The following is a 23,187-nucleotide window of genomic DNA, read 5'->3' as shown; positions in this document are numbered from 1 at the left end:
AGACTGATGAAAATTGGATCGGACTACACGGAAAACAATGGGCTCATCATCGGTGAGGATGGATTGGCTCGACCGGCATGGGCTGCTCACAGTGAGCTGCTGAGAGAGTACTACGACACCGAGTGGGGGATGCCGGTGCGCGATGAGCAAGGACTATTCGAACGGCTCAGCCTGGAGGTATTTCAGGCGGGGTTGTCGTGGGAGACAGTGCTGAAGAAGCGGCCCGCGTTTCAGGAAGCCTTCGCGAACTTCGACCCCGATGCGGTTGCTGATTTCGATGACGAAGATGTCGAAAGATTGATGAATGATGAACGAATCATTCGGAATCACAGGAAGATTACCGCGGTAATCAATAACGCCGCCGCGACTATTGCCTTGCGTGAAAACGGCGGCTTAGCCGAGTTGATGTGGTCGTTTAAACCGGAGAAGTCTCCCGAGCCACGTTCAATCGAAGAGGTGCCCAGCTTCTCCGAGGAGTCCAAGGCGCTTGCCAAGGCATTGAAGAAAGCTGGTTTTAAGTTCGTAGGCCCCACCACGGTCTTTGCATCAATGGCTGCCGTGGGGATTGTCGATATCAACATTGTTGGCGCACATCGGCGCGGTGCCTCTGGCGTTTTTGGCTAGGGGAAAGGGGGATTTAACTAGCTAGGGGGAAAGAAAAAGAGCGTGCCACCCGGCACGCTCAAAATCTTTCGGTTCGTGTAGAACTACTTGTTCTCGTAGGAGTCGGAGTAGTTCTGGCCGTCCTCAGAGGTCCACTTCATGGTGTCCTTAGTGAACGGCTGCTCCCAGCCGTTTTCAATCTCCGACTCCGGTGCGGTCGGCAGACCAATCTCGTTTTCCAGTGCACCGTTGGCAACCCAGGTCTCGCGAATCTTACCGATCAGCGGCTGTGCACCGTTGGTCTCCGGGGACTCAACGAAGGTGACGTTCTCGTATTCAGCGGCAACTGCGTCGCCGACCTTCTTAGCGGACTTGAACTCGCCAGCCTCAGCATCGTACGGGGAGGTGAAGGAAGAAGCTGCCTCGGTGATGGACTCAGGCAGGTCAGCCTCTGCCACATCCTCGCCAGCAGCGTCGCCCAGACCCAGACCGTTCATAGCCTCGCCGGCCTTGTCCTTAGCGCCATCAGCAGCCTCGCCAGCCTTGTCCTTAGCGCCATCAGCTGCGCCGCCGGCCTTGTCCTTAGCGCCGTCCATAGCGTCGCCAGCCTTATCAGTGGCGTCGGTTGCTACCTGGCCAGCCTGATCCTTGGCGTTGTTAGCAGCATCCTGTGCATCATCGGAAGAACATGCAGCCAGGCCGCCGAGTAGGGCGGCGGAGCCAACGATTGCGGTAGCGATACGGGTCATCTTCTTGTTCTGCATTTCAAAACCACTTTCTTGAGAGCTAACTAAGTTACCTATTCAATTATTGGCATCTTCCACTATTTGTCCGAATTAAATTCAAAGAGAAATTGACAATTCTTTTGAATATCGGACATTCGAAGATGGTGTGGCTTCAAAGCCGTACAGAAAGAACACTAGGTAATTCTGGGGCCTGTGCAAGTCAAATGGCGCGAGTCTGTGCACTCTATGCTCTATTTGTTACCGAATTTGCGTGATTGCGAAATTGGAATAGTGCTGGTGAGGGCGTTGCGAGTAACGGAAAGGTATCAATCTTATTAAGCTTGACGTTTATTGCTTATTTTCTTTCTCTGCGTGGTTGGAGCCGCGGGCATCGTCGTCAAGCGTGTACTCGCCATCTGGCAGGACGAACCAGGCTAAGAGGTAAAGAGCTAGGAATCCAGCGCCAATCTTCCAGCCAATCATCGATCCAACGCAGGGAAGGATGATGTAGACCATTCGTGTGAAAGTGATATCCCAGCCTTGGCTTTCCGCGATTCCTGCAAGGACGCCACCGAGGAGGCGGTCATTACGCGAGCGGTAAATCTTCTTGGTGGATTTTTCGGGAGCGGCGTCGCTCATTAGATAAATACTCCAAGGTATGGCTATTTAAGTATATTTCGGTAGATCGCGCTTATACGTAAGTTTCCTTCGGCATGATGATCCATGCTGCGAGATAGAGAAGAAACTGCGGACCAGGCATCAGGAAAGACGCGACAAATATAACGCGCAGCAAAGTCGCATCCCAGTTGAAATACTCAGCGAACCCACCGAGCACACCGGCAACCATTTTGTTATTGGTGGAACGGGTCAGTGACTTGTTGTTCATAACAATCAAGGGTAGCCCCAATCCGTTTAGTTCGCAGTGGTGCTAGCTCTACTAAATGTGCCGACTAAAAACAGCGTGTCCCAGCTAAAAACACCGCTACCCCAATACGGTTAGGTGGGGTAGCGGTGTGGGCGTCGTCAAGCGAGCTTTACGGGGCGAATGCTAGCAGTCGTAGTAGAGCTCGAACTCCTGCGTCGTCGGGCGCAGACGTGCCGGCATAATCTCCTGCTCGAACTTGTAGCGGATATGCGCGTCGATGAGATCCTGTGTGAAGACATCGCCGGCAAGCAGGAACTCGTGGTCCTCTTCCAGCGCCTTCAGCGCACCCTCCAGCGAATGCGGGACGGTGGGGACGTCCTTGAGTTCCTCTGGTGGCAGCTCGTAGAGATCCTTGTCAATCGGCTTGCCAGGCTCGATGCGGTTCTTGATGCCGTCGAGACCAGCCATCATTGCGGCGGTGAAAGCCAAGTACGGGTTGCCCGACGGGTCCGGAGCGCGGAACTCGATGCGCTTGGCCTTCGGGTTTGCGCCGGTAATCGGGATTCGGATGGCGGCCGAGCGGTTCTCCTGGCTGTAGACCAAGTTGACGGGAGCCTCGAATCCCGGAACCAGGCGGTGGTAGCTGTTCATTGTCGGGTTGGTGAAAGCCAGGACTGCACCGGCGTGCTTCAAGATGCCGCCAATGTAGTAGCGCGCCATGTCGGACAGGCCGCCGTAACCGTTTTCATCGTGGAATAGTGGCTTGCCATCCTTCCACAGTGACTGGTGGATGTGCATACCAGAGCCGCCATCGCCGGCCAACGGCTTCGGCATGAAGGTAGCGGACTTCTGGTTGAACTTGGCGGTGTTCTTCACCACGTACTTGAAAGTCTGCATGTCATCGGCGGCGTGCAGCAGGGTATTGAAACGATAGTTAATCTCCTGCTGACCGCCGGAGCCCATCTCGTGGTGGGAGCGCTCAACATGGAAGCCAACATCCTGCAGGTGCTCGCCGATTTCGTCACGAAGATCCTGCATGTGGTCATACGGAGCAGTAGGGAAGTAGCCGCCTTTGGTGCGCACCTTGTGGCCGAGGTTGCGCGATCCGTCCGGGTTTACCTTCACACCGGAGTTCCACCAGCCCTCAACCGAGTCCACCTCGTGGAATGACTTGTTTGAACTGGAGTCGTAGCGGACGGAGTCGAAGATGTAGAACTCTGCCTCAGCGCCAAAATTACAGGTATCGGCGAAGCCCAGTTCGTTCAGGTAGTTCTCGGCCTTACGGGCAATATTGCGCGGGTCGCGACTAAACGGCTCGCGGGTGTGCGGGTCATGGACGAAGAACTTCATGTTCAGCGTCTTCGACTTACGGAACGGGTCGATGAAAGCCGTGTCCAGGTCGGGCAGCAGCATCATGTCGGAGTTATCCACCGAGGTGTAACCCGCAATGGACGATCCGTCGAAGGCGAGGCCCTCATAGGCTGAGTCCTCATCAAACTCGGATACCGGAACGGTTAGGTGCTGTTCGATGCCGGGAACGTCGGTGAACTGGACGTCTACCCAGCGAATGTCATTGTCCCGGATGTATCGTTGGATTCCTTCCGGAGTTGTCTGGTCACTGCTGGGTTTGAACTTACCCATTGGTAAAACTCGCCTACTTCGCGTCTAGCTTGTTGAGCTTACTAATCGTGTTATCGAACTTGCTGGTCACTACTACTTCAGCAGCGGAACATCCCACAGGTTCAGCTTGGTGCCGATGCCCTTTGCCAGGGCGTTGTCGTAGACATCGGTGGCCCAGGCGACGTCCTCGACTGGCATGCCTCCGATGGAGTAGCAGAAGATTTCCTCGTCGTTCTGGCGACCCGGGGCCTTACCGGAAGCGATATCACCAATGTTGACAAGCTTCTCGGCGGGAAGGGTGCCCTCTTCCTTCATGTCCCACCAGCGGTTACCCGGAATACCGAGCAAGCGCTCATAGGTCACGTCTGGGCCGTTCTCGTTGAACCACTCTTCGTACAGGCCGGTGTAGTCAACGACGAGGTTGCAGTCGTCGGAACGCACGAAGTCGTCGTCGAGGCGTGCAGCGGCTGGCATGAGCAGCAGCGCGCCGGGCTTCAGATACTCCTTCTTGAAGTACGGGAAACCGGACGGGCCATCGGAGGAAGTCGAGGTGCCGGCGATGAGGATGTCGGAGTCGCGGATGGCCTCTTCTTCGGTCTCGACGATACGGACCTCTTCCAGCTGCGGGAACTCGTTCTTAATCCAATCCACAGCCTTCTGGGTCGAAGCCTGGGAGCGGCCCTTGACCTTAACCTTCTTAATGCTCGGACGCTGCGACATAGCGGAGCCGAGAATGGTGCGGCTCATAACACCCGGGCCAATGATGCCAACGACCTCGGCGTCTTCGACGGCCAGGTGCTTGACGCCGACACCCGGAACAGCGCCAGTGCGGTAGGCCGACAGGAGGTTTGCCGACATGACAGCCTTCGGGGCACCCGTAATTGCATCGTTGAGAATGAACAGGTGGATCGAACGTGGCAGGTCGTTCTGGCGGTTATCGGCATTGGAGCCGTACCACTTCACACCTGCGCCGTTGAAGCGACCACCGAGGTAAGCGGGCATTGCCATGAAACGACGGTCAGGGCCATTTGCCGGCATACCCTCATGGATTGGGTTATCCGGGAAGTTGATCTGGGCACCGTGGGAGTTAGCGGAAGCGCCGGCCATCCGGTAGTCGCCGTCGGCCAGCAGAATCAGGGTTTCTTCCATGGTCTCAACACACTTGGCGAAATCCGTGACACCAGCTTCAACCATGTCAGGTTCGCTGAGGTAGAGAAAATCAATGCGAGTTGAGTTTTCTGGGTTGGCAGCGTTTTCGTTAGTCAAGAATGCTCAAATCCTTCTTAATGTTCATCGGCCACCCTATGCGGCGGCTGGGCTTAAGTTATTCCAGATGCATGCTCTCCAGAATCAATCAAAACGCCTCGGCGTGGGCTCTCGAGGCGCCATTTCCGAGGGGTATGTCGTACCACCATACGGAAAAACCACAGCGTAGGGGGGCGTTTACGCAGTTTTCAGCACGACATTCCCGCTTTACGACGGTCACAGCGACAGAGTCCAATTTCCGTCAATAAGTTGCCCGTAATAACTACTTCGACATGCACAATTGATACTTTTTGAGAACGATTACAGATGAGTGAATTATCCTCCCACGCATCAATGTTTATGAACTTTGTCACATGTCATTAAGTTGCGACACATTTCTGGTTCAACGGGCGTGATTGCCTGGCGTCCTACCTTCGCAGCATGCCCCATCCGCTCTTGGTGTCCGCCCCCCCCTTGCGGTGTCCCTCGCATCCGTCCCTCGTGTTGTCCCTAGCGACACCCTCGCACGTATGGCCAATTTCCTGGCACTTATCGATGATTTTCCTTCACTTATCGACGATTTTTCGTCACTTATCGACGGCTGTCCGGCACTTATGCGCACGGTATCCTCCCCACCCTGTCACTTGTCGATGCGCTGTTCACTTATGGCCACGCTATAGCGCATCGACAAGTGAATATTGCATCGATAAGACTGGGGCGGAGAGTGTGCAACTCTACTCGTGCAGGAGTCGCGGCCCTTTTGTGGTGGTGTATGACCCTGTTCAGGGGAGTGGCCCGGAACCGCGCACAAATTCGTGCTCACATACGCGCGCGTATGCGGGCCCAGGCGCCCGCAGCCAGCATGACCGCAATGAAAAACCGCCTGACCACATTAACTGTGGTCAGGCGGCATCTAACAAGCTCGTTGGGCGGCCATGAGGAGCAATGGGGGGTGCTTGCTGTGGCCGTCGTGAAGCGAAAACTTTAGCAGTCGTAGTACATTTCGTATTCCTGCGGAGTCGGGCGCAGGCGAACCGGTTCGATCTCGTTTTCGTACTTGTAGTCGATGTAGGTCTGGATGAGGTCCTCGGTGAAGACATCGCCCTCGAGCAGGAACTCGTGGTCGTTGCGCAGGGCCTCGAGTGCGGCCTCGAGAGAGGTCGGAGCCTGCGGGATGTCGGCGGCTTCCTCCGGCGGGAGCTCGTAGAGATCCTTGTCGACCGGAGCGTGCGGCTCGATGCGGTTCTTCACGCCGTCCAGTCCGGCCATCATCATGGCAGCGAAGCCAAGGTACGGGTTGCCCGACGGGTCCGGGGCGCGGAACTCGATGCGCTTTGCCTTCGGGTTGGAGCCGGTGATCGGAATGCGAACAGCGGCAGAGCGATTGCGCTGCGAGTAGACCAGGTTGATCGGAGCCTCGAAGCCCTTGACCAGGCGGTGGTAGGAGTTCAGGGTCGGGTTGGTGAAGGCCAGTACCGCACCTGCGTGGTGAAGGATACCGCCGATGTACCAGCGAGCGATGTCCGACAGACCTGCGTAACCGGCCTCATCGTGGAACAGCGGCTTGCCGTCCTTCCACAGCGACTGGTGAGCGTGCATGCCCGAGCCGTTGTCGCCAGCCAGCGGCTTCGGCATAAAGGTGACGGACTTGCCCTCTTCCCAGGCGGTGTTCTTGATGATGTACTTGAAGGTCTGCAGGTCGTCTGCAGCGTGCAACATCGTGTTGAACTTGTAGTTGATCTCCTGCTGACCACCGGTGCCGACCTCGTGGTGGGCGCGCTCCAGGTCGAAGCCGGCGTCAGCGAGCTTCAGGCACATCTTGTCGCGCAGGTCCTGGTAGTGGTCGTACGGAGCGGTAGGGAAGTAGCCGCCCTTTAGACGGGTCTTGTAACCCAGGTTTGCAGAGCCGTCCGGGTTCTGGTCCTTGCCGCGGTTCCACCAGCCTTCGATGGAATCAACTTCGTAGAAGCCGCGGTTGGTGTCGGTCTCGAACTTGACGTTGTCGAAGATGTAAAACTCCGCCTCAGCGCCGAAGAAGCAGGTGTCGGCGATGCCGGTAGAGATGAGGTATTCCTCCGCCTTCTTCGCGACGTTACGCGGGTCGCGGGAGAACGGCTCGAGGGTAAACGGATCGTGGACGAAGAACTTGACGTTCAGGGTCTTTGCCTTGCGGAACGGGTCAATGCGCGCGGTGCTCAGGTCGGGCAGCAGTGCCATGTCGGACTCGTCGATGGAAGTGAAACCACGAATCGAGGAACCGTCGAATGCCAGGCCTTCGGCCATCGCGTCCTCGTCAAATGCGGATGCCGGGATGGTGAAGTGCTGCTCGATGCCGGGAACATCCGTGAAGCGGACGTCGACGAACTCGACGCCCTCTTCCTTGATATACGCGACTACTTCCTCGGGAGTTTTGAAGGACATGTGCGGTCTCCTTAGTTGGCCTTGTTTAGTACGCAGTAGGGAATTCTTGCACGATGTTTCGTGCACCTGCCGCGCTGTCAAGGACTGGCCGGTTGACGCCTTCAAGCTTAACGAACCACGCATTCATTCTGGAATTAGAACCACGAATTTCTGGCATGGTGCGTGAGAAATTCGCCAATACGGAACAGGTTACGCAAATAGGGAGCAGGTTATCTATTTGTGGAAACAAGGCAATACCCTGCGCATTCATGTCACACACGCTTTACGACGCGCCTTTAGCTCCCGTGCTGATAAGAAAATGGAAAAGGCGACGCAACATCGCCCCCGGATTACCCCCGCACGCGCTGAATGGCTGTCCCAGCCCGTGATTTGATAGCCGGATTGCTGCATTAGACTATGAACCCATGGAAGAAAAGCACAGTTGGCTAGATGGCCCTCAGATTCCGGGAGAGTTCGATAATCCGGACAAGCTCTCGGACTATCCCGGCCAGGCATTGGGTCTTGCCCCCGATGGCCCAGGATCGCAAGCGACGTTGATGCGTCGCGTCGGCGGCATTCTCATTGACTGGATTATTTCCTTGATGATTGCCGGCGCTTTTTCGATGTTCTTCGGCCCGAGCGAGGCGCAGATTGACCAGTTCGGGGATTCGTTTATCGCCTGGCAGTCATTCCTTGCGACCTATTCGCCAGTTGTCTTCCTCATTATTGGCACGGTGTCGGTTTGGCTGTTCGCCCGCACTCCGGGCCAGTGGATGATGAAGATGGGTGTCGCTCGCGTGGACAAGCCCGGCGAGCGAGTTGGCTTTGTTCGTGCCTTCTTCCGCAGCTTGCTTACTCTTTTCTTGCTGCCGCCAGCAATCACCGACTCGGATATGCGCGGCATGCACGACCGTGCCACTGGCACGGCCGTCATTTTGGGTTAGCGCTATAGCACCAACACGACCAGGACCTGGGCGAGAATAATCTTCATGATCATGGCCATTGGATACACCGTTGTGTATCCCATTGCCGGCAACTCGTTCTTGGCCTGGTCGTTGACGTATGAGAGCACTGCCGGGTGAGTCTGCAAGCCCGAGAGGATACCCGCAGTTTGGCCGAATGGAATCTTCAGCACACGGTGACCGACAATGAGGGTCAACAGTGCGGAGCTAAACGCGATGATGGCGGCAAGACCCAGAACTGTCAGTGATGCCGGGTCAGACAACGCAGCCTGGAATCCCTTACCGGCAGTGGTGCCGATACCTGCCAGGAACAGTGCTAGACCCATGGTGCGGAACGCCAGGTTGGCCGAGTAGGGGATAGGCCAGACCAACGGGCCAGTGCGACCGACAGCACCCAGAATCAGCGCCACAACCAGTGGACCACCAGCGGACCCCAGGGCGAGCGAGCTGCCGCCCGGAAGCGGAATCTTGATGAGACCCACCAAGACACCCAGCGTAAGCCCAAGGGTGAGGGGCAAGAGGTTGACGTCGGAAAGCTTCTTGTAGGAGTCGCCGAAGAACTTTGTTGCGTCCTTGATTTTCTCTGGCGGTGCAACCACGCGGACGCGATCACCAAGCTCTAGGCGCATGTTTGGCTCTGCGACGATGTCGTGGTCGCCGCGGCGAATACGCGTAATGATTATGCCGTCCATGCGAGTCTGAAGTTCCGCAATGGGTACACCGACCACGTCAGATGCAGAGACGAAGATGCGACGGAAGTCCAGGCGACCGTCGTGTGTCGGATCACCCGGCATAAGCTCGCCAATGTACTCGGCGGCACGAGCAATTTCTTCCTCTGTACCGACGACGGAAATAATATCGCCGACGGAGACAGTGTCACCCGGAGACGGAATGTAGAGGTGGCCCTTGTACTCAATGCGCGAAACCGTGATGTCCAAACCGAACTTCGACGGAAGGTCAGTGATGGAAGGCAGGTCGTCCTTGAGAATCTTGATGTCCCGAGTATGTAGCGGAAGCGCGGCGACACCTGCGTCAATAGCTTCCTGGTCGTGATCGACGCGGAAGACCTTCGACATAATACCGATAGAGGCAATCACTGCCAGCACGCCGATTGGGTAGGCCAGGGAGTAACCAATCACCGGCATATCGTGGGCAGCGGCCAGCTCGCCCTTATCCGAAATGAGGCTAGGAAGAGCATCGACGATTGCGGCCATAGCCGGGGTGTTGGTCAGGGCGCCTGTGAAGGCGCCTGCGCCCTCCACCGGGTCGATAGGCAAAAACTTGATCAGCAAGAAAGACTCGATAGTGACAACTGCGAGCACACCAATGCCGAACAGGTTGTGCTTGATACCGCGCGAGCGTAACGAGCTGAAGAACTCGGGGCCCGCCTCCAACCCGATGGTGTAGACGAATAATGCCAGGCCCACGATGTAAATCAACGGGGAGATTTGAATTTCCGGCTCAATAGTCGCGAGGATAAGGCCGACGAAGAGGACGGCAGCCACGCCAAGCTTGAAGCCGAAGATCTTGATCTGGCCAATTGCCAGGCCAAGAAACAAAATCACTAGAAGCGCTAAGAGTTCATTTTCAGCCAAGAGTTGCACATATCCCATGGTGGCACAACTAGCAGTAATCTTCATTAAGCATTGTTTCCAGCAAGGATACGACCTTTGCTGACAGCGTGATAAGTGAGAGCAATCACTTCAACAAGACATCAATAACTGTGTGTGAAGACATGGCTTTAGGCATCGTTTTAAAGCTTTAAAGCACAAAAAAAAGGGGGCCCGAAAGCCCCTTTTTTCTGCTTCAACCTAGATTGCCCCTCGGCGGGTTGCCCGAGCAACCGACCCTGGTGAAACCTAGCTAAAACCTCTAGTGCTTCTTGCCGCGATTGGCGGCACGGCGCGCACGACGGTTCATGCCGGCCTGTGGGTTAGCGCCCTTCGGCATTGGACCCTTGGGCATGTTCGCGCGCGCATCGCGAATACGGTCCATCGACTGGATGCGCTCATTCAGAGCGTTGGCCTGATCCTTATTCAGGTTGCGCGGCAAACGCATGAGTTCGCGCTGCAGCTTCTTCGGCGGGACCTGGCCCTCGTCGCTACCAGCAATCATGTCGTAAATCGGCGCTTCGCCCGCAATGCGTGCCAGCGACTTCTTCTCACGAGCAATCATCTGCTTGACGCGGTTCGGATCACCTTCACCGACCAGCACAACACCGGCGTTACCAATAACACGGTGAACAGCATCCATGTGCTGATTAGCGACAACACCGGTCTTGACGTGCCAGACATAGCCAACGCCCTGACGCATATTGTCCAGCGTCCACGCTGCAGCGCCGGCCTGGCCTTCCGCCTCTGTGTAGAAGGACGCCTCAAGACGCTTAGAGAAGATGTACATCGCGACCATAAAGCCGATCGAGATACCAATAATCGTCAGAATCCAGGGCCAGACTCCACCAATGAGCAGACCAAGCAGTAACAGCAGGATAATTGGACCGAAGAAGCCCAGCGCCATGTAAGGCACGAGCTTGTTGTCCCGCGAGCGCTGCAGCTTAAACGCCTGCCACATCTGGCTACGAGTCTGCTTACGCTGAGCGCGCTTGGCGGCGCGGTTCGCCTTCTTCATTTCTTTCGCATCATTGGTCGCCATAATCACCAACTTTAGGGCATGCGATGTAGTTTTAGGCAATAGACCGCGCCGTAGCGCCGTTTCGCTTTACGACGGCGCTGCGGCCGTCGGCCTCTAGGAAGCCGGAATAGTCGAAGTGACTGGCGTATCCTCCGATGCGCCATAGCGGTCGAGCAGAGTCGAGGCTTCCTGAAGCGCGAGGTTGTTGTCGTTGTCGTCGGCAAGCGCGGACAGATGCGCAGGCAGCTCCTGACCGCGGTGCGCCAGTGCGCGGGCGTAGAGCCGTCCAGCGCGGTAGGAAGAGCGGACCAGCGGGCCGGACATGACGCCGGCAAAGCCCATCTCTTCAGCGGTCTTGGAGAGCTTGACGAACTCCTCCGGCTTAACCCAACGTTCAATTGGATGGTGCAGTGGAGTGGGGCGGAGGTACTGAGTGATTGTCAGAATATCGCAGCCGGCATCGTGCAAATCTTGCATAGCGGAGATGATCTCGTCGTAGGATTCGCCCATGCCCAGGATGAGGTTGGACTTGGTAACTAGCCCAGCTTCGCGAGCGCGAGTGATGAGTTCCAAGGAACGCTCGTAGCGGAATGCGGGGCGGATGCGCTTGAAGATACGCGGCACCGTTTCCAAGTTGTGGGCGAAAACCTCGGGCTTGGCGTCGAATACCTGCTGTGCTGCAGATTCGTCGCCACGGAAGTCATCGACAAGGAGCTCGACTCCGGTATTCGGGTTGAGTTCGTGGATCTGGCGGCAGGTCTCAGCGTAGAGCCAGGATGCACCGTCGGGCAGATCGTCGCGGGCGACACCGGTGATAGTGGCGTAACGAAGACCCATCTCGCGGACGGATTCCGCAACACGACGCGGCTCATCCTTATCCAATGGGTCGGGCTTGGCTGAGTTAATCTGGCAGAAGTCGCAGCGGCGGGTGCACTTATCGCCGCCGATGAGGAAGGTGGCCTCGCGGTCTTCCCAACATTCGTGAATGTTCGGGCAGCCAGCCTCCTGACAGACCGTGTGCAAAGAGGCACCCGAGACACGGTTTTTCATGTCCTTGTAGCTGGGGCCCGGACGAACCTGGTTGCGAATCCACCGGGGCTTGTTCTCGATAGGGGTCTCGGCATTTCGTGCCTCGACGCGCAGTAACTTACGTCCTTCTGGCTTAACAGTCACAGTTTCATCCTACTCTTTTGTTGATGAGTACTCGAATATGCCGGTGGTGGAGTTGTGCTTCACCCGGTGTGGCAGGTCCTTCGTGGGGTCGGGCGCGGAGCCGAAGGAATGGTCGGCAACGGTCAAACGGCCTTCCAAAGCATCTTGCAAATCTGCCAGAAGCGGCTCTGTCATCTCTGACACGCTAACATTTCGGTCAAGCTCCCGGGATAGGGTGGTCACTCCAGCATCGGAGATGCCACACGGGATGATGTAGTTGTAGAACTCCATAGAGTTGTCGCAGTTCAGACTGAGTCCGTGCATGGTTACACCATGGGTCACGCGGATTCCCAGTGCCGCAATCTTTCGGTCGCTCAGTCCGTTTGATGCGGGAACCCATACCCCCGAGCGGCCATCGATGCGGCCAGCAGCCGCGATGCCGGCTCGGCGAACGGTTTGAATGAGGGCTTCTTCCAGTCTGCGGACGTAGTCCACCACATCGACCGGCTGAGCGAGCTTGATGATGGGATACATCACAAGCTGGCCCGGGCCGTGCCAGGTGATGCGGCCACCGCGGTCGACATCGACGACCGGCAACCCATTGGTAGGACGGTCCTCCGGCTGGGTGCGCTTTCCTGCTGTGTAAAGACTCGGGTGCTCAAGCACGAGAACCTGATCTGGAATTAGGTCTTTCGCACGCTTGGCAGCAAGGTCTGCCTGTAGGTGCCAGGTCTCTTCGTAGTCGACAAGGCCGAGATGTTGAATCTCGATGTCGGAGCTTGATTCCCGAATGGATTTATCTGCGCGAGTAAAAGGTTTTCTTGGGGCAGTCATGGTGGCCTATAGGATACGCCGAAACTCTGTAGGCCTCAGATTACTTGTTACTTGGATAGCGCCAAACTTACTTGGATAGCGCCAGACGTAAAAATACCCCGGTGGTCACTAGAAAGTGACCGCCGGGGTAAAAGTGGCGTGCTTTTGTGGGCTTAGCCGAAGACGACGCGGAGGATGGAAACGGTGATTGCCGAGATACCTGCAGCGGCCGGAAGGGTAATAACCCAGGCCAAACCAATCGGCTTCATCAGGTTCCAGTTAGCGGCACGGTTAACGATACCGACACCGAGAACGGCACCAATCAGAATGTGGGTGGAGGAAACCGGCAGACCCAGCAGGGAAGCAATCATAACGACCACAGCAGCGGAAAGCTCTGCGGCAAAACCCGATGCTGGGTGGATCTCAGTCAGGCCGGATCCGACGGTCTTGATAACGAAGCGGCCGATAAACCACAGACCGGAGATGAGAGCGACACCCATGGTGGTCATGACTGCCAGCGGGACGCCGGACTCGGAAGAGATCTCGTTGGTACGGAGAACATCCAGAATTGCCACGAACGGGCCAAGCGCGTTAGCGATGTCGTTCGAGCCGTGGGAGAAAGCGAACGCAGCAGCGGTGAAGACCTGCATCCAGCTGAACAGCAGGAAGGTGGAACGATCCAAATCCTGACGCTTCAAAGTACGCGCGAAGATGTAAACGGCAAGCCACACTGCGGTGGCGATCATGCCCATAATCAGGAAGTTGTCCAGGCTGGAAAGCCCTAGGTGAAGGTTCTTCAGACCCTTGAACAGCATCATCGCGGAGATGACAATAGAGCCCAGGGCTGCTAGACCCGGAACCCAAGCTTCCAGCGCACGGTGAGCGCGGACATCATCAACCTTGGATTCGATGTGGACGAGCTTGCGGAAGTACTCAGACTCCAGGTCATCCGGAGTCCAGTCGTTGTCACGCATCGTCGTAGCGTCGCGAAGCATCGCGTTGGTGTACGAGATCTGATCGTGCTCAGGGAGCTTTTCGAAGTCGTCGCGGTGCTGCGCCTTGAGGTCCGCCTTTTCCTGGTGGATGGCCTGCAGCTGCTTGGAAGCCTTGTCGTTGTAGACGAGAATCGAGTTCTTAATGCCGCCGAACAGGAGGAACGCGACCAAACCGCCGAGGAGCGGAGAGAGGACCCAGGAAACGGCGATCTGACCAATCTGATCCCACTGGACCATGCTCCAGCCACCCTTGCCGGTGATGAAACCGACCGTCAGTGCGGCACCGACGATACCGCCGACGATGGAGTGGGTAGTGGAGACTGGCCAACCCATGCGGGTGGCAACGAGGAGCCACACTGCCGCGCCGAGAAGCGCGGACATCATGATGAAGGCGAACTCCATCGGGTCCAAACCGTGGATTGCGTTCAGGTCCACAATGCCGGAACGGACGGTGTCAGTAACCTCGCCACCAGCGAGGACGGCGCCCGAAACCTCAAAGACTGAAGCGACAACAAGCGCCTGCTTCATGCTCAGGGTGCCGGCACCGACTGAAGTACCGAAGGAGTTAGCAACGTCGTTACCGCCGATGTTGAACGCCATGAAGACGGCGAACGCGATGGTAATCAGAAGGATTGCCGTATTTGCCTGCGGGCCCACAAAGTCATAAGCCCAGAAGACAAAAATTACGATGTTGATTGCGAGAAGCCCGCCGAAGAAGAGGTGCCACCACTTATCTGAGGAGCTCGATTGCTCAGATGATGTGGTCCCGGTCGACGAACTAGTATTCGCTGGAGCCGAGGACATGCTCCACCTTTCTAAGTTACGTACAGAGAGCAAAAATAGGCACGCCAAAGAAGCCTGCTGTCTAATGATTTCTTAGATTGGTAAAGGCTAATTGCTAACTAGGTGACGGCGAGGTTAACAAATAATGAATTTAATTATCGCTATCTTCAGCTCTCGTCGGTGTAGCTGAAAGCGATAGCCGGAACTGTGTGCGGGGGTGTGTGGTGTTCTCGCATTTCGGCAGGACAAAAAGTATGCGCATTTGCTACTTGCAGCTTTGCTTTCGGTTCGACCCTCCCGCTGTCTGCTAATGGCTTAACGGCGCAATAACAGCACGTTAATTCTTTGTGCCGATGGAGCCTTTGCTAGCTATGTGTGGCTACGTGAAATCTGAGCACTAGCCAAGAATAGGGGGCCTGCGCATTTGAAGGAATCGCTGATTAGGTTCACCTGCGGGACGAATGCGGCAAAAGAAATACCCGCGTCAGCCGCAAAGTGCGACTAACGCGGGCAGGGAAGAGGCAGAACCTCCTGCTAGCAAGCCAGCTAGATTCCCGCGGCGCTACTACCCCAGGAGGGGAGCAAGCTGCTTAGAGCTGCAGATCCGATTCGAAGTTAGCAACCTCGAGGCGGTCAACAACGGTCGTCATGAAGCGACCTGCATCAGCGCCGTCGATCAGGCGGTGATCGTAGGTAATTGGCAGGAAGACCATGGCGCGAATACCAATGGCATCTGCCTCATTCTCGGTGACGACTACTGCGCGCTTCTTAATCGCGCCGGTGCCGACCATTGCGGCCTGCGGCGGAACCAGAATCGGAGTGTCGGTCAGAGCGCCCTCGGAGCCGATGTTGGTAATGGTGAAGGTGCCGCCGGACAGGTCGTTCGGGGTCAGCTTGTTGTTGCGAGCGCGGTCTGCGATGTCCGCAATAGCAGCAGCCAGCTCCGGCAGGGACATATCCTGAGCGTTGTGGATGACCGGGGAGAGCAAACCACGCTCGGTATCGACAGCGATACCCAGGTTGACCTGCTCGTGGTAGGTAATCTCCTTGGTCTCTTCGTTCCAGGAAGCGTTGACGTTCGGGTGGCTGACCAGAGCCTCAACGATTGCCTTTGCAAAGAATGGCAGGAAGGTCAGCTTTGCGCCGTGCTTCTTCTCGAACTCAGCCTTCTTAGTAGCGCGCAAATCCCAGATGGCAGTCATATCGGCCTCGTGGACCTGGGTCAGCTGTGCGGAAGTCTGCAGAGACTCGAGGGTCTTGGCAGCGGTGATCTCGCGGATGCGGTTGACACGCTGGGTGGTGCCGCGCAGCTCAGCGAGCTCAGGGCGAACGCCCTTGGTGGACCAGTTGGAGCCGGACTCAGCAGTAGTCTCCTGGCCGCCCTCGGCAGCGCGCAGAACATCCTGCTTACGAATGCGGCCGCCGATTCCAGAGCCCTCGACCTTAGTCAGGTCAACGCCGTGCTTGTCAGCCAGCTTGCGGACCAGCGGGGTGACGTAAGGAACGTCCTTGTTAGCGGAAGGCTTGGATTCAGCCTTCGGAGCCTCAGCCTTCGGAGTCTCCTTCTTTGGCTCCGGCTTGGACTCTGCCTTTGGAGCTTCCTTCTTTGGCTCCGGCTTGGATTCAGCCTTTGGAGCTTCCTTCTTCGGTGCAGCCTTCTTTGGCTGGCCACTGCCAACGCGAGCGATGACCTCGCCGACGTCAACGGTGTCGTCTTCGTCGTAGAGGACCTCGAGCAGGGTGCCTGCGACTGGGGAAGGAATTTCGGTGTCGACCTTGTCGGTGGAAACCTCGAGCAGTGGCTCGTCGACCTCGACGGTGTCGCCGACCTTCTTCAGCCAGGTGGTGATGGTGCCTTCGGTGACGGATTCGCCGAGCTCCGGCATCTCAACGTCAGTAGCGTCGCCAGCGTCAACGTCAGTGGAGTCTTCCTCAGTCTCCTCGTTGGCCTTTACTGGCTCCTCGTCCTTCTCGACTGCGGCAGATGCCTCCTCGGCCTCTTCCTTGGCGGCCGGAGCAGTGTCTGCATCGCCAACGCGAGCGATGACCTCGCCGACGTCAACGGTGTCGTCTTCATCGTAGAGAACCTCGAGCAGGGTACCTGCGACCGGGGAAGGAATTTCGGTGTCGACCTTGTCGGTGGAAACCTCGAGCAACGGTTCGTCGACCTCGACGGTGTCGCCGACCTTCTTCAGCCAAGTGGTAATCGTGCCTTCGGTGACGGATTCGCCGAGCTCCGGCATCTCAACGTCAGTAGCGGAACCGGAGGCAGCCTTCGGTGCTTCCTTCTTTGGCTCTTCAGCGTCTTCCTTCGGAGCCTCTTCCTCGGTCTCCTCAGCGGAATCGTCAGCGCCTTCCGGCTCTTCGCCCGGCTCGCCGACCTTTGCGATGACCTCGCCAACATCGACGGTGTCGTCTTCTTCAAAGAGAATCTCGGTGAGAACACCGGCGACCGGAGATGGAATTTCGGTGTCGACCTTGTCGGTGGAAACCTCGAGCAACGGTTCGTCGACCTCGACGGTGTCGCCGACCTTCTTCAGCCAGGTGGTAATGGTGCCTTCGGTAACTGATTCACCGAGCTCCGGCATCTCAATAGAGGTCGCCATGTTTGTGCACTCCTCGAAAAGTTAAGAAATCTCGTTTTAAGACGGTTATTACAAATTAGCTTACAGGTTGAAAACTCTGCTTGCCCCGTGGGCTGCGCCCGCTTTCGACTGGTGCGTGGAATAGCTCATTCCAGCCAGGATTCCAGCCGGGCGGGGCGCAGTCGGATGACCGGCTACTTCGTTGCCAAATCCTCAATCACAGAGAACATCGTCCGAACCGGAACACCAGTGCCCCGCTTCGGGGTATAACCATACTCCCCGGTGGTGTTGAAGGCCGGACCGGCAACGTCGATGTGAACCCATTCAACATCCTCGCCAACGAATTCGCGCAGGTATGCAGCTGCAACACTCATACCGCCAAAGCGAGAGTTCGTGACATTCCGCAGGTCAGCCACCGGCGACTTCAGGGCCTCTGCTAGCTCAACTGGAATCGGCATTGCCCAACCATTTTCACCAATGCTCTGAGACAGCTCTGCAACACGGTCACGGAACTCGTCGTTACCCAGGACGCCCGGGGTGCGCTCGCCAAGAGCGACCAGCTGCGCACCGGTCAGGGTAGCGGTGTCAATCAGGTGAGTCGGCTTGTCTTCGCAGGCGCGGACAATGGCGTCTGCGAGTACGAGGCGGCCCTCAGCGTCGGTATTCAGAATCTCAATGGTCTTACCGCCGTACTGCGTAATGACGTCGCCCGGACGGTACGCCTTACCACCCGGCATGTTCTCCGCCATTGGAACAGTTGCGGTCACCGGGGTGGATACACCTAGGCGAGCAGCCAGGACGACTGTGGCAATAACAGCCGCAGCGCCGCCCATATCGGAGATCATGTTCTCCATGCTGGCGCCCGGCTTCAGCGAAATACCGCCAGTATCAAAGGTGATGCCCTTACCGACCAGGCCCAGCGAATTCTCTGCCGACTCATCGCCCTTCCAGATCAGGCGCACCAGGCGCGGCCCGCGCGAGGATCCACCACCCACGGCATTGAGGCCTCCGAAACCGCCGGCGCGCAGAGCGTCGTCGTCAAGCACCTCGACCTCGAGCCCCGCGTCACGGCCCAGCGCTGCAGCAGCGTCAGCAAACGTCTCGGGGTAGAGGTGCGACGATGCTGTATTGACGAAGTCACGCGCGGTGGCAACGGCATCTACAATTGCCGAAGCGCGCTTTACGACGTCGTCATCAGCGCCCAACACAACCACCTTCTGGGTGGCCTCGTTGCTTTCTTCGGTGCTCTTCTGACCGGAGTAAGCGTAAGCGCCCAGCGCAAAGCCCTCGGCTGCAGCCTGCGGATCGATGGCGCCGAGAGTGTTAAAGACCACCTTGGCCTTGGTCATACGGCGGGCAGCGGCGCCGCAGGCACGGCGGATGTCTTCCGCATCCAGGTCCTCAGAACCCACGCCAACGCCCGTGACACTGTCGACATCCAGGCCAGCAGGAGCCGGGATGGTGGTCACGGACTCGGCCTTAGCGCTGGCGGAGACTGCCTCAAAGGAGGCGAGCAGCTGCTCTGCAACCGAACCGATGGCCTCGGGTGCGACCAGCTCGAGACCATCCTCGCCGTCGATAAGCGCGACGAGAACCGCGTCGGCGTCCGCGGGCAGAGACTTGTCGGCAGCGATGACCACGCGAGTGCCGATAGCCGGCAGGTAGTTGGACAAAACTGCGGCGTTACGAGAAGCGCCGAGCTGTGCCGAATCATTGTTAGCGGGGACTGACATGTAGTTGCATCTCCTTGTAGTCGTACTATGTGGTACACCACCGTATCCCTATTTGCCGGTTCGTGTCCTTCACCCCTGGACAGCGGACTGACGAGCCAGCGCCACGACTATTGGAATGTACCCGCGCCTAGTGCCCGCGACGCTGACATTGCCCTGACTAACACGGTCTTTCGGGGGCGAGTATTGATACGACTCGATCCTCGACGGTTTAGGATGAAAGACATGTCTGCTTTGGAATTTGCAATCGAACGTAACCCGAATCCACTCTCTGATGCCGAGCGTGAGGAGATTCTGGGCAACCCTGGTTTTGGTAAGCACTTCACCGACCACATGGTCCGAATTGACTGGACTGCAGACAAGGGCTGGCATGACGCCAAGCTGCAGGCATACGGTTCGATTGAAATGCAGCCGTCTTCTTCGGTCCTGCATTACGGGCAGTCGATTTTTGAGGGCCTGAAGGCGTATCGCATGCCGGATGGTTCCATTGTTACTTTCCGCCCGGAGCAGAACGCCCGTCGCTTCCAGCGCTCCGCTGACCGCATTGCAATGCCGCAGCTGCCGGAGGAGACCTTCCTCGAGGCAATCCGCCTGCTGGTTGAAGCCGATGCAGCATGGGTGCCGCCAGCTGGTGGCGAAGAATCCCTGTACCTGCGTCCAATCATGTTCTCCACCGAGAGCACCCTGGGCGTGCACCCGTCGAACTCTTACACCTTCCTGCTCATCGCTTCACCTGCCGGCGCGTACTTCTCCGGTGGCATTAACCCGGTGACCGTGTGGATCTCCCACGAGTACGTGCGTGCCGCGCCGGGCGGCACCGGTGCTGCGAAGTTCGCAGGTAACTACGCAGCTTCGCTGGCGGCTCAGCAGCAGGCAGAGGAAAAGGGCTGCGACCAGGTTGTGTGGCTGGACGCTGTCGAGCGCAAGTACATCGAGGAGATGGGCGGCATGAACCTGGCGTTCATCTACCCGGATGAGAATGCTGACGCTGGTGTTCGGCTGGTGACTCCAGAGCTGTCTGGTTCGCTGCTGCCGGGCATTACTCGGGCATCGCTGCTGCAGGCTGCTCAGGATCTGGGCATGAATGTCGAGGAGCGTCGCATTTCCACCGAGGAGTGGAAGGATGATGCCACTTCCGGTGTCATGAGCGAGGCGTTCGCCTGCGGTACCGCTGCAGTCATCACCCCGGTCGGTTTTGTGAAGTCCGCTGAGGGCGAGTTCGAGATCAACGGTGGCGAGACCGGCGAGTGGACCATGAAGCTGCGCGAGCGCCTGACCGGTATCCAGCACGGCGAGGTTGAGGACACCCACGGTTGGATTTACAAGCTCGTTGAGGCTTAGTTTCGGCGTAGGTTGGCAAAGAATAATTTAATAGTGGTTACGAGAATTAGTACTTTCGCAGCCCCTGTTCAGTATTCGCTGTTCAGGGGCTGCGTTTTTGCTTTGCTGGCTCCCCAACGGCTGTGCGATTTTCTCATGGTTCATGAATTGTTCAGGCGGCATTTGTTTAGCCGTTAAAAACACCTCTAGCGTGACCGGGGTCACTGTGAAAAACTACCAACACGATTGATTTTTGTAGTTGGGAAAACAGTTTGAGGCGCTGTGATGGTGGTAGTTCAAGACTTTTTTAAAGATAGTTTTTCGTCAAGTAGTTCAAAGCGCCTAAGGGTAACCATCGTTGTCACTCTGTTGTTGGCTGCGTGGACGATTGGGTTTAGTGCGATTCCGGCTCCGGTGGCGGCAGCCCAAGATTCGCCTTCGCCGTCCGGGGTGGAACAGCCCGCTCCTACGGGCGAAGGGGGTACGGGCGAAGCAAAAGCAGAGCTAATCATGGATCTGTCTGGTTCGATGCTTGCCGACGACGCCGGAGGCACCCGCCTCGATGCGGCAAAGCGCGCATCCACGGAGCTGATTGACTCCCTCCCGGATGATGCGCTGCTTGGCATGCTGGTTTATGGCCAGCGCGAATCCAGTGATGAATCCAACCGCGAACGTGGTTGCCAGGACATCGAGGTGCTGTCGCCTGTCCAAAAGGTCGACAAAGAAGGCCTGAAGAGCAGGATTGCCGGGTTGGAAGCTCAGGGCTATACGCCGATCGGCAATGCACTGCGTAAGGCGGCTGATGAGCTTGGCTCAGACGGTGAGCGGTCAATTATTTTGGTCTCTGACGGTATCGACACCTGCGCGCCGCCACCGGTGTGTGAGGTTGCGAAAGAATTGGCGGGGCAGGGTGTTGGCCTGACGATTCACACCGTGGGATTCAAGGTCGATGAAGAGGCTCGCGCTGAGCTTGAGTGTGTTGCGCAGGCAACTGGCGGTCAAAGCATGACTGCGGACGATGCCACCCAGCTCGCAGACCACATGAAGTTCTTAACTCAGCGGTCAGTGCAGGGCTACGAAACCACGGGTACTCCTTTCGAGTTCTCCGAGACTAAGGAGGGCGCGAAATGGCTCGGCGAGGGCAAGTACCAGACGACGCTAGTGCCAGAGGTTGCCCAGCACGATCGCACCCCGCTCTACTACCGAATCGCGGTGCCGAAGGGACACAACGCGATTGTTACCTCAAAGGTGTTAGCGAATATCGATGCTGAGGGTAAGGGCCAGCAGGATGTCCGAACTGAAGTTGACGAAATCATCAATGAAACTGGCGGAAAATGCCAGGACGACGGTCGTATGGGGTCGCTGACTGGCGCCGAAGCTAGTGCCGATTCGTGGACTCCAACTTCGGCCGATGCAAGCGTTCTTGCATGGGATAGTGACCGCATCGAATCCAGTTGCGATCAAACCAAGTGGCTCGTCGCAAATAACGTGTGGGTCTATGACGGTGATTCAGTAGCGGACTATCGTGATGAACCGGTGAAGGTCGAGGTTAGCGTCCAGTTTGAGCCAGTCCTGAAGAAGCAGGATGCTGACAAACTAAATGAGGGGCGGTCTTCTTCGACCGGCGACAAAGCCTACAAAAAGGCCACTTTTGGAGAGGCCAAGCCCGTAAACGGTGGCAATAACGCAGCCCAAGCGCCGGAAGTTAAATCTGGGGATAACATCTCTGACACAATCGTGCCCGGTGAACAGAAGTTCTACAAGATCCCTGTCGAGTGGGGTCAGCGACCAGTGATTGCTGCCCGCACTGGAAATTCGGAGCGCGATAATGCCGATTCCATGGGAGTTGCGCTGTTGAATCCATTCGAGGTTTCCGTGGCGGATGGAACAATGCACTTTTATCAGGATTCCGAGGACCTGAACTTGTCAACAGATCGTCCGGTCGAATACAACAACCGAGAATCTAATGTTGGAGGACGACCTGTAGCCAACGCCGGCTACTACTACGCGACTGTCCGAATGGCTAACTATCGCCCGGATGAAGAGGTCAGTGGCATCGATCAGCCGTTCCAGCTCGCATTCCTCCTGGACAACAAGCCAACTAAGGGGCCTGACTGGCGACCGACTGACAAGAACGGCCCGACTCCATCCGATAAGCCGATTCTGGCCAAGGGAGAGCCGGAACAGGAATCGTCAAAGGACTCGTCAGAAGATGCGTCGAATGAATCTGACTCCTCGGATACGGATTCTCAGGCATCCGCATCCTCGTCGGACATGGAAGATGAGGGCATGAGCCCGTTGGTCATTGGCACCGTTGTAGCAGTGGTCGCCGTGTTTATCGGCATTGCCGGCGCGATCGTCTACCAGAACAAGAAGCGCAAGGAGTAGACAAACCGTAAGATCAGGAAGTTCCTGAGCAAGGGGGGCAGGGTGGGGAAGGCAGCAAAAGTGTGTCCGCCTGGCGTATCGCTGGCGGGCACATTTTTTGCTACTTAGCCGCAAGAACTGACAACTCCAAGAATTATGGGCTGCAGATGTGAAACTGTGTGAGTTTATGACACTTTCATGCCATTTTTCAGGCCATTTTTGACATAAACGCAGTCAGTAACTCGGATCGACCCACCGCCGCCAGCCATAATCGCAGTCACTAGCCCCTACTGAACCCAAACCCCACTGAACCCAGGGTTAAGTAAAGAAAAGTGTGTCCGCATGCCACCATAACCCCAGACCACACACCACAAATCACCAAAGAATAGCT

At 57.0% G+C, this 23,187-nt stretch carries 17 protein-coding genes; 4 read left to right on the top strand and 13 right to left on the bottom strand.

The features are described from left to right. The first annotated feature begins 6 nt into the window (after positions 1 to 6). Positions 7 to 624 (top strand): DNA-3-methyladenine glycosylase I, encoded by a 618-nt coding sequence (locus tag QP977_RS02385; RefSeq protein WP_070827460.1) that lies wholly within the window; start codon positions 7 to 9, stop codon positions 622 to 624. A gap of 83 nt (positions 625 to 707) precedes the next feature. Here the strand turns inward: QP977_RS02385 and QP977_RS02380 are convergent, their stop codons facing one another. The 6 genes from QP977_RS02380 to glnA (QP977_RS02355) form a co-directional block, all read right to left on the bottom strand. Continuing rightward, positions 708 to 1,367: a hypothetical protein gene (locus QP977_RS02380; protein WP_070827458.1), complete on the bottom strand. Its 660-nt coding sequence runs from the start codon at positions 1,365 to 1,367 to the stop codon at positions 708 to 710. Positions 1,368 to 1,676: 309 nt separating this feature from the next. Then, on the bottom strand, positions 1,677 to 1,967 hold the full coding sequence (locus QP977_RS02375; protein WP_070603031.1) for a PspC domain-containing protein: 291 nt from the start codon (positions 1,965 to 1,967) through the stop codon (positions 1,677 to 1,679). A gap of 52 nt (positions 1,968 to 2,019) precedes the next feature. Beyond that, positions 2,020 to 2,214: a PspC domain-containing protein gene (locus tag QP977_RS02370; protein WP_048732581.1), complete on the bottom strand. Its 195-nt coding sequence runs from the start codon at positions 2,212 to 2,214 to the stop codon at positions 2,020 to 2,022. Positions 2,215 to 2,376: 162 nt separating this feature from the next. Beyond that, a complete protein-coding gene (gene glnA, locus QP977_RS02365; RefSeq protein ID WP_048732579.1) occupies positions 2,377 to 3,834 on the bottom strand; it encodes a type I glutamate--ammonia ligase in 1,458 nt (485 codons plus the stop codon). 72 nt (positions 3,835 to 3,906) lie between these two features. Further along, complete coding sequence (locus tag QP977_RS02360; protein WP_049170206.1) at positions 3,907 to 5,079, bottom strand: ornithine cyclodeaminase family protein; 1,173 nt, start codon at positions 5,077 to 5,079, stop codon at positions 3,907 to 3,909. 963 nt (positions 5,080 to 6,042) lie between these two features. Further along, the gene (gene glnA, locus QP977_RS02355; RefSeq protein WP_048732575.1) at positions 6,043 to 7,479 is read right to left on the bottom strand and encodes a type I glutamate--ammonia ligase; all 1,437 of its coding nucleotides are present in this window, start codon (positions 7,477 to 7,479) and stop codon (positions 6,043 to 6,045) included. A gap of 404 nt (positions 7,480 to 7,883) precedes the next feature. On the opposite strand from glnA (QP977_RS02355), the gene QP977_RS02350 reads away from it, so the two are divergent. Next, positions 7,884 to 8,402, top strand: a complete 519-nt coding sequence (locus QP977_RS02350; protein ID WP_016423046.1) for an RDD family protein — start codon at positions 7,884 to 7,886, stop codon at positions 8,400 to 8,402. A 2-nt stretch (positions 8,403 to 8,404) separates the two neighbouring features. Here QP977_RS02350 and QP977_RS02345 read toward each other — a convergent pair whose 3' ends face one another. From QP977_RS02345 to QP977_RS02315, 7 genes are all read right to left on the bottom strand, one after another. Continuing rightward, entirely contained in the window at positions 8,405 to 10,024 is a 1,620-nt protein-coding gene (locus tag QP977_RS02345) for an aspartate:alanine exchanger family transporter (protein WP_172954657.1), read from the bottom strand. A 268-nt stretch (positions 10,025 to 10,292) separates the two neighbouring features. Continuing rightward, entirely contained in the window at positions 10,293 to 11,072 is a 780-nt protein-coding gene (locus QP977_RS02340) for a DUF4191 domain-containing protein (RefSeq protein WP_069359204.1), read from the bottom strand. A 93-nt stretch (positions 11,073 to 11,165) separates the two neighbouring features. Continuing rightward, positions 11,166 to 12,224 (bottom strand): lipoyl synthase, encoded by a 1,059-nt coding sequence (gene lipA, locus QP977_RS02335; RefSeq protein WP_016423044.1) that lies wholly within the window; start codon positions 12,222 to 12,224, stop codon positions 11,166 to 11,168. Between the two features lie 9 nt (positions 12,225 to 12,233). Beyond that, positions 12,234 to 13,037: a lipoyl(octanoyl) transferase LipB gene (gene lipB / locus QP977_RS02330; protein ID WP_049170215.1), complete on the bottom strand. Its 804-nt coding sequence runs from the start codon at positions 13,035 to 13,037 to the stop codon at positions 12,234 to 12,236. Positions 13,038 to 13,189: 152 nt separating this feature from the next. Further along, positions 13,190 to 14,815, bottom strand: a complete 1,626-nt coding sequence (locus tag QP977_RS02325) for an inorganic phosphate transporter (protein WP_016423042.1) — start codon at positions 14,813 to 14,815, stop codon at positions 13,190 to 13,192. Positions 14,816 to 15,384: 569 nt separating this feature from the next. Further along, the gene (sucB, locus tag QP977_RS02320) at positions 15,385 to 17,400 is read right to left on the bottom strand and encodes a 2-oxoglutarate dehydrogenase, E2 component, dihydrolipoamide succinyltransferase (protein ID WP_088611598.1); all 2,016 of its coding nucleotides are present in this window, start codon (positions 17,398 to 17,400) and stop codon (positions 15,385 to 15,387) included. 173 nt (positions 17,401 to 17,573) lie between these two features. Continuing rightward, complete coding sequence (locus tag QP977_RS02315) at positions 17,574 to 19,112, bottom strand: leucyl aminopeptidase (RefSeq protein ID WP_070566890.1); 1,539 nt, start codon at positions 19,110 to 19,112, stop codon at positions 17,574 to 17,576. Between the two features lie 222 nt (positions 19,113 to 19,334). On the opposite strand from QP977_RS02315, the gene QP977_RS02310 reads away from it, so the two are divergent. Together QP977_RS02310 and QP977_RS02305 are read left to right on the top strand one after the other, a co-directional pair. Then, complete coding sequence (locus QP977_RS02310) at positions 19,335 to 20,450, top strand: branched-chain amino acid aminotransferase (protein ID WP_070546919.1); 1,116 nt, start codon at positions 19,335 to 19,337, stop codon at positions 20,448 to 20,450. A gap of 489 nt (positions 20,451 to 20,939) precedes the next feature. Continuing rightward, complete coding sequence (locus tag QP977_RS02305) at positions 20,940 to 22,817, top strand: vWA domain-containing protein (RefSeq protein WP_070546916.1); 1,878 nt, start codon at positions 20,940 to 20,942, stop codon at positions 22,815 to 22,817. Positions 22,818 to 23,187 lie beyond the last annotated feature (370 nt).

It is taken from the genome of Corynebacterium sp. MSK012 (assembly GCF_030232435.1).
Classification (GTDB): Bacteria; Actinomycetota; Actinomycetes; order Mycobacteriales; family Mycobacteriaceae; genus Corynebacterium; species Corynebacterium jeikeium_D.
Note: the sequence above shows the minus strand (reverse complement) of the source record. Positions and strands in the feature narration are given on the sequence as shown.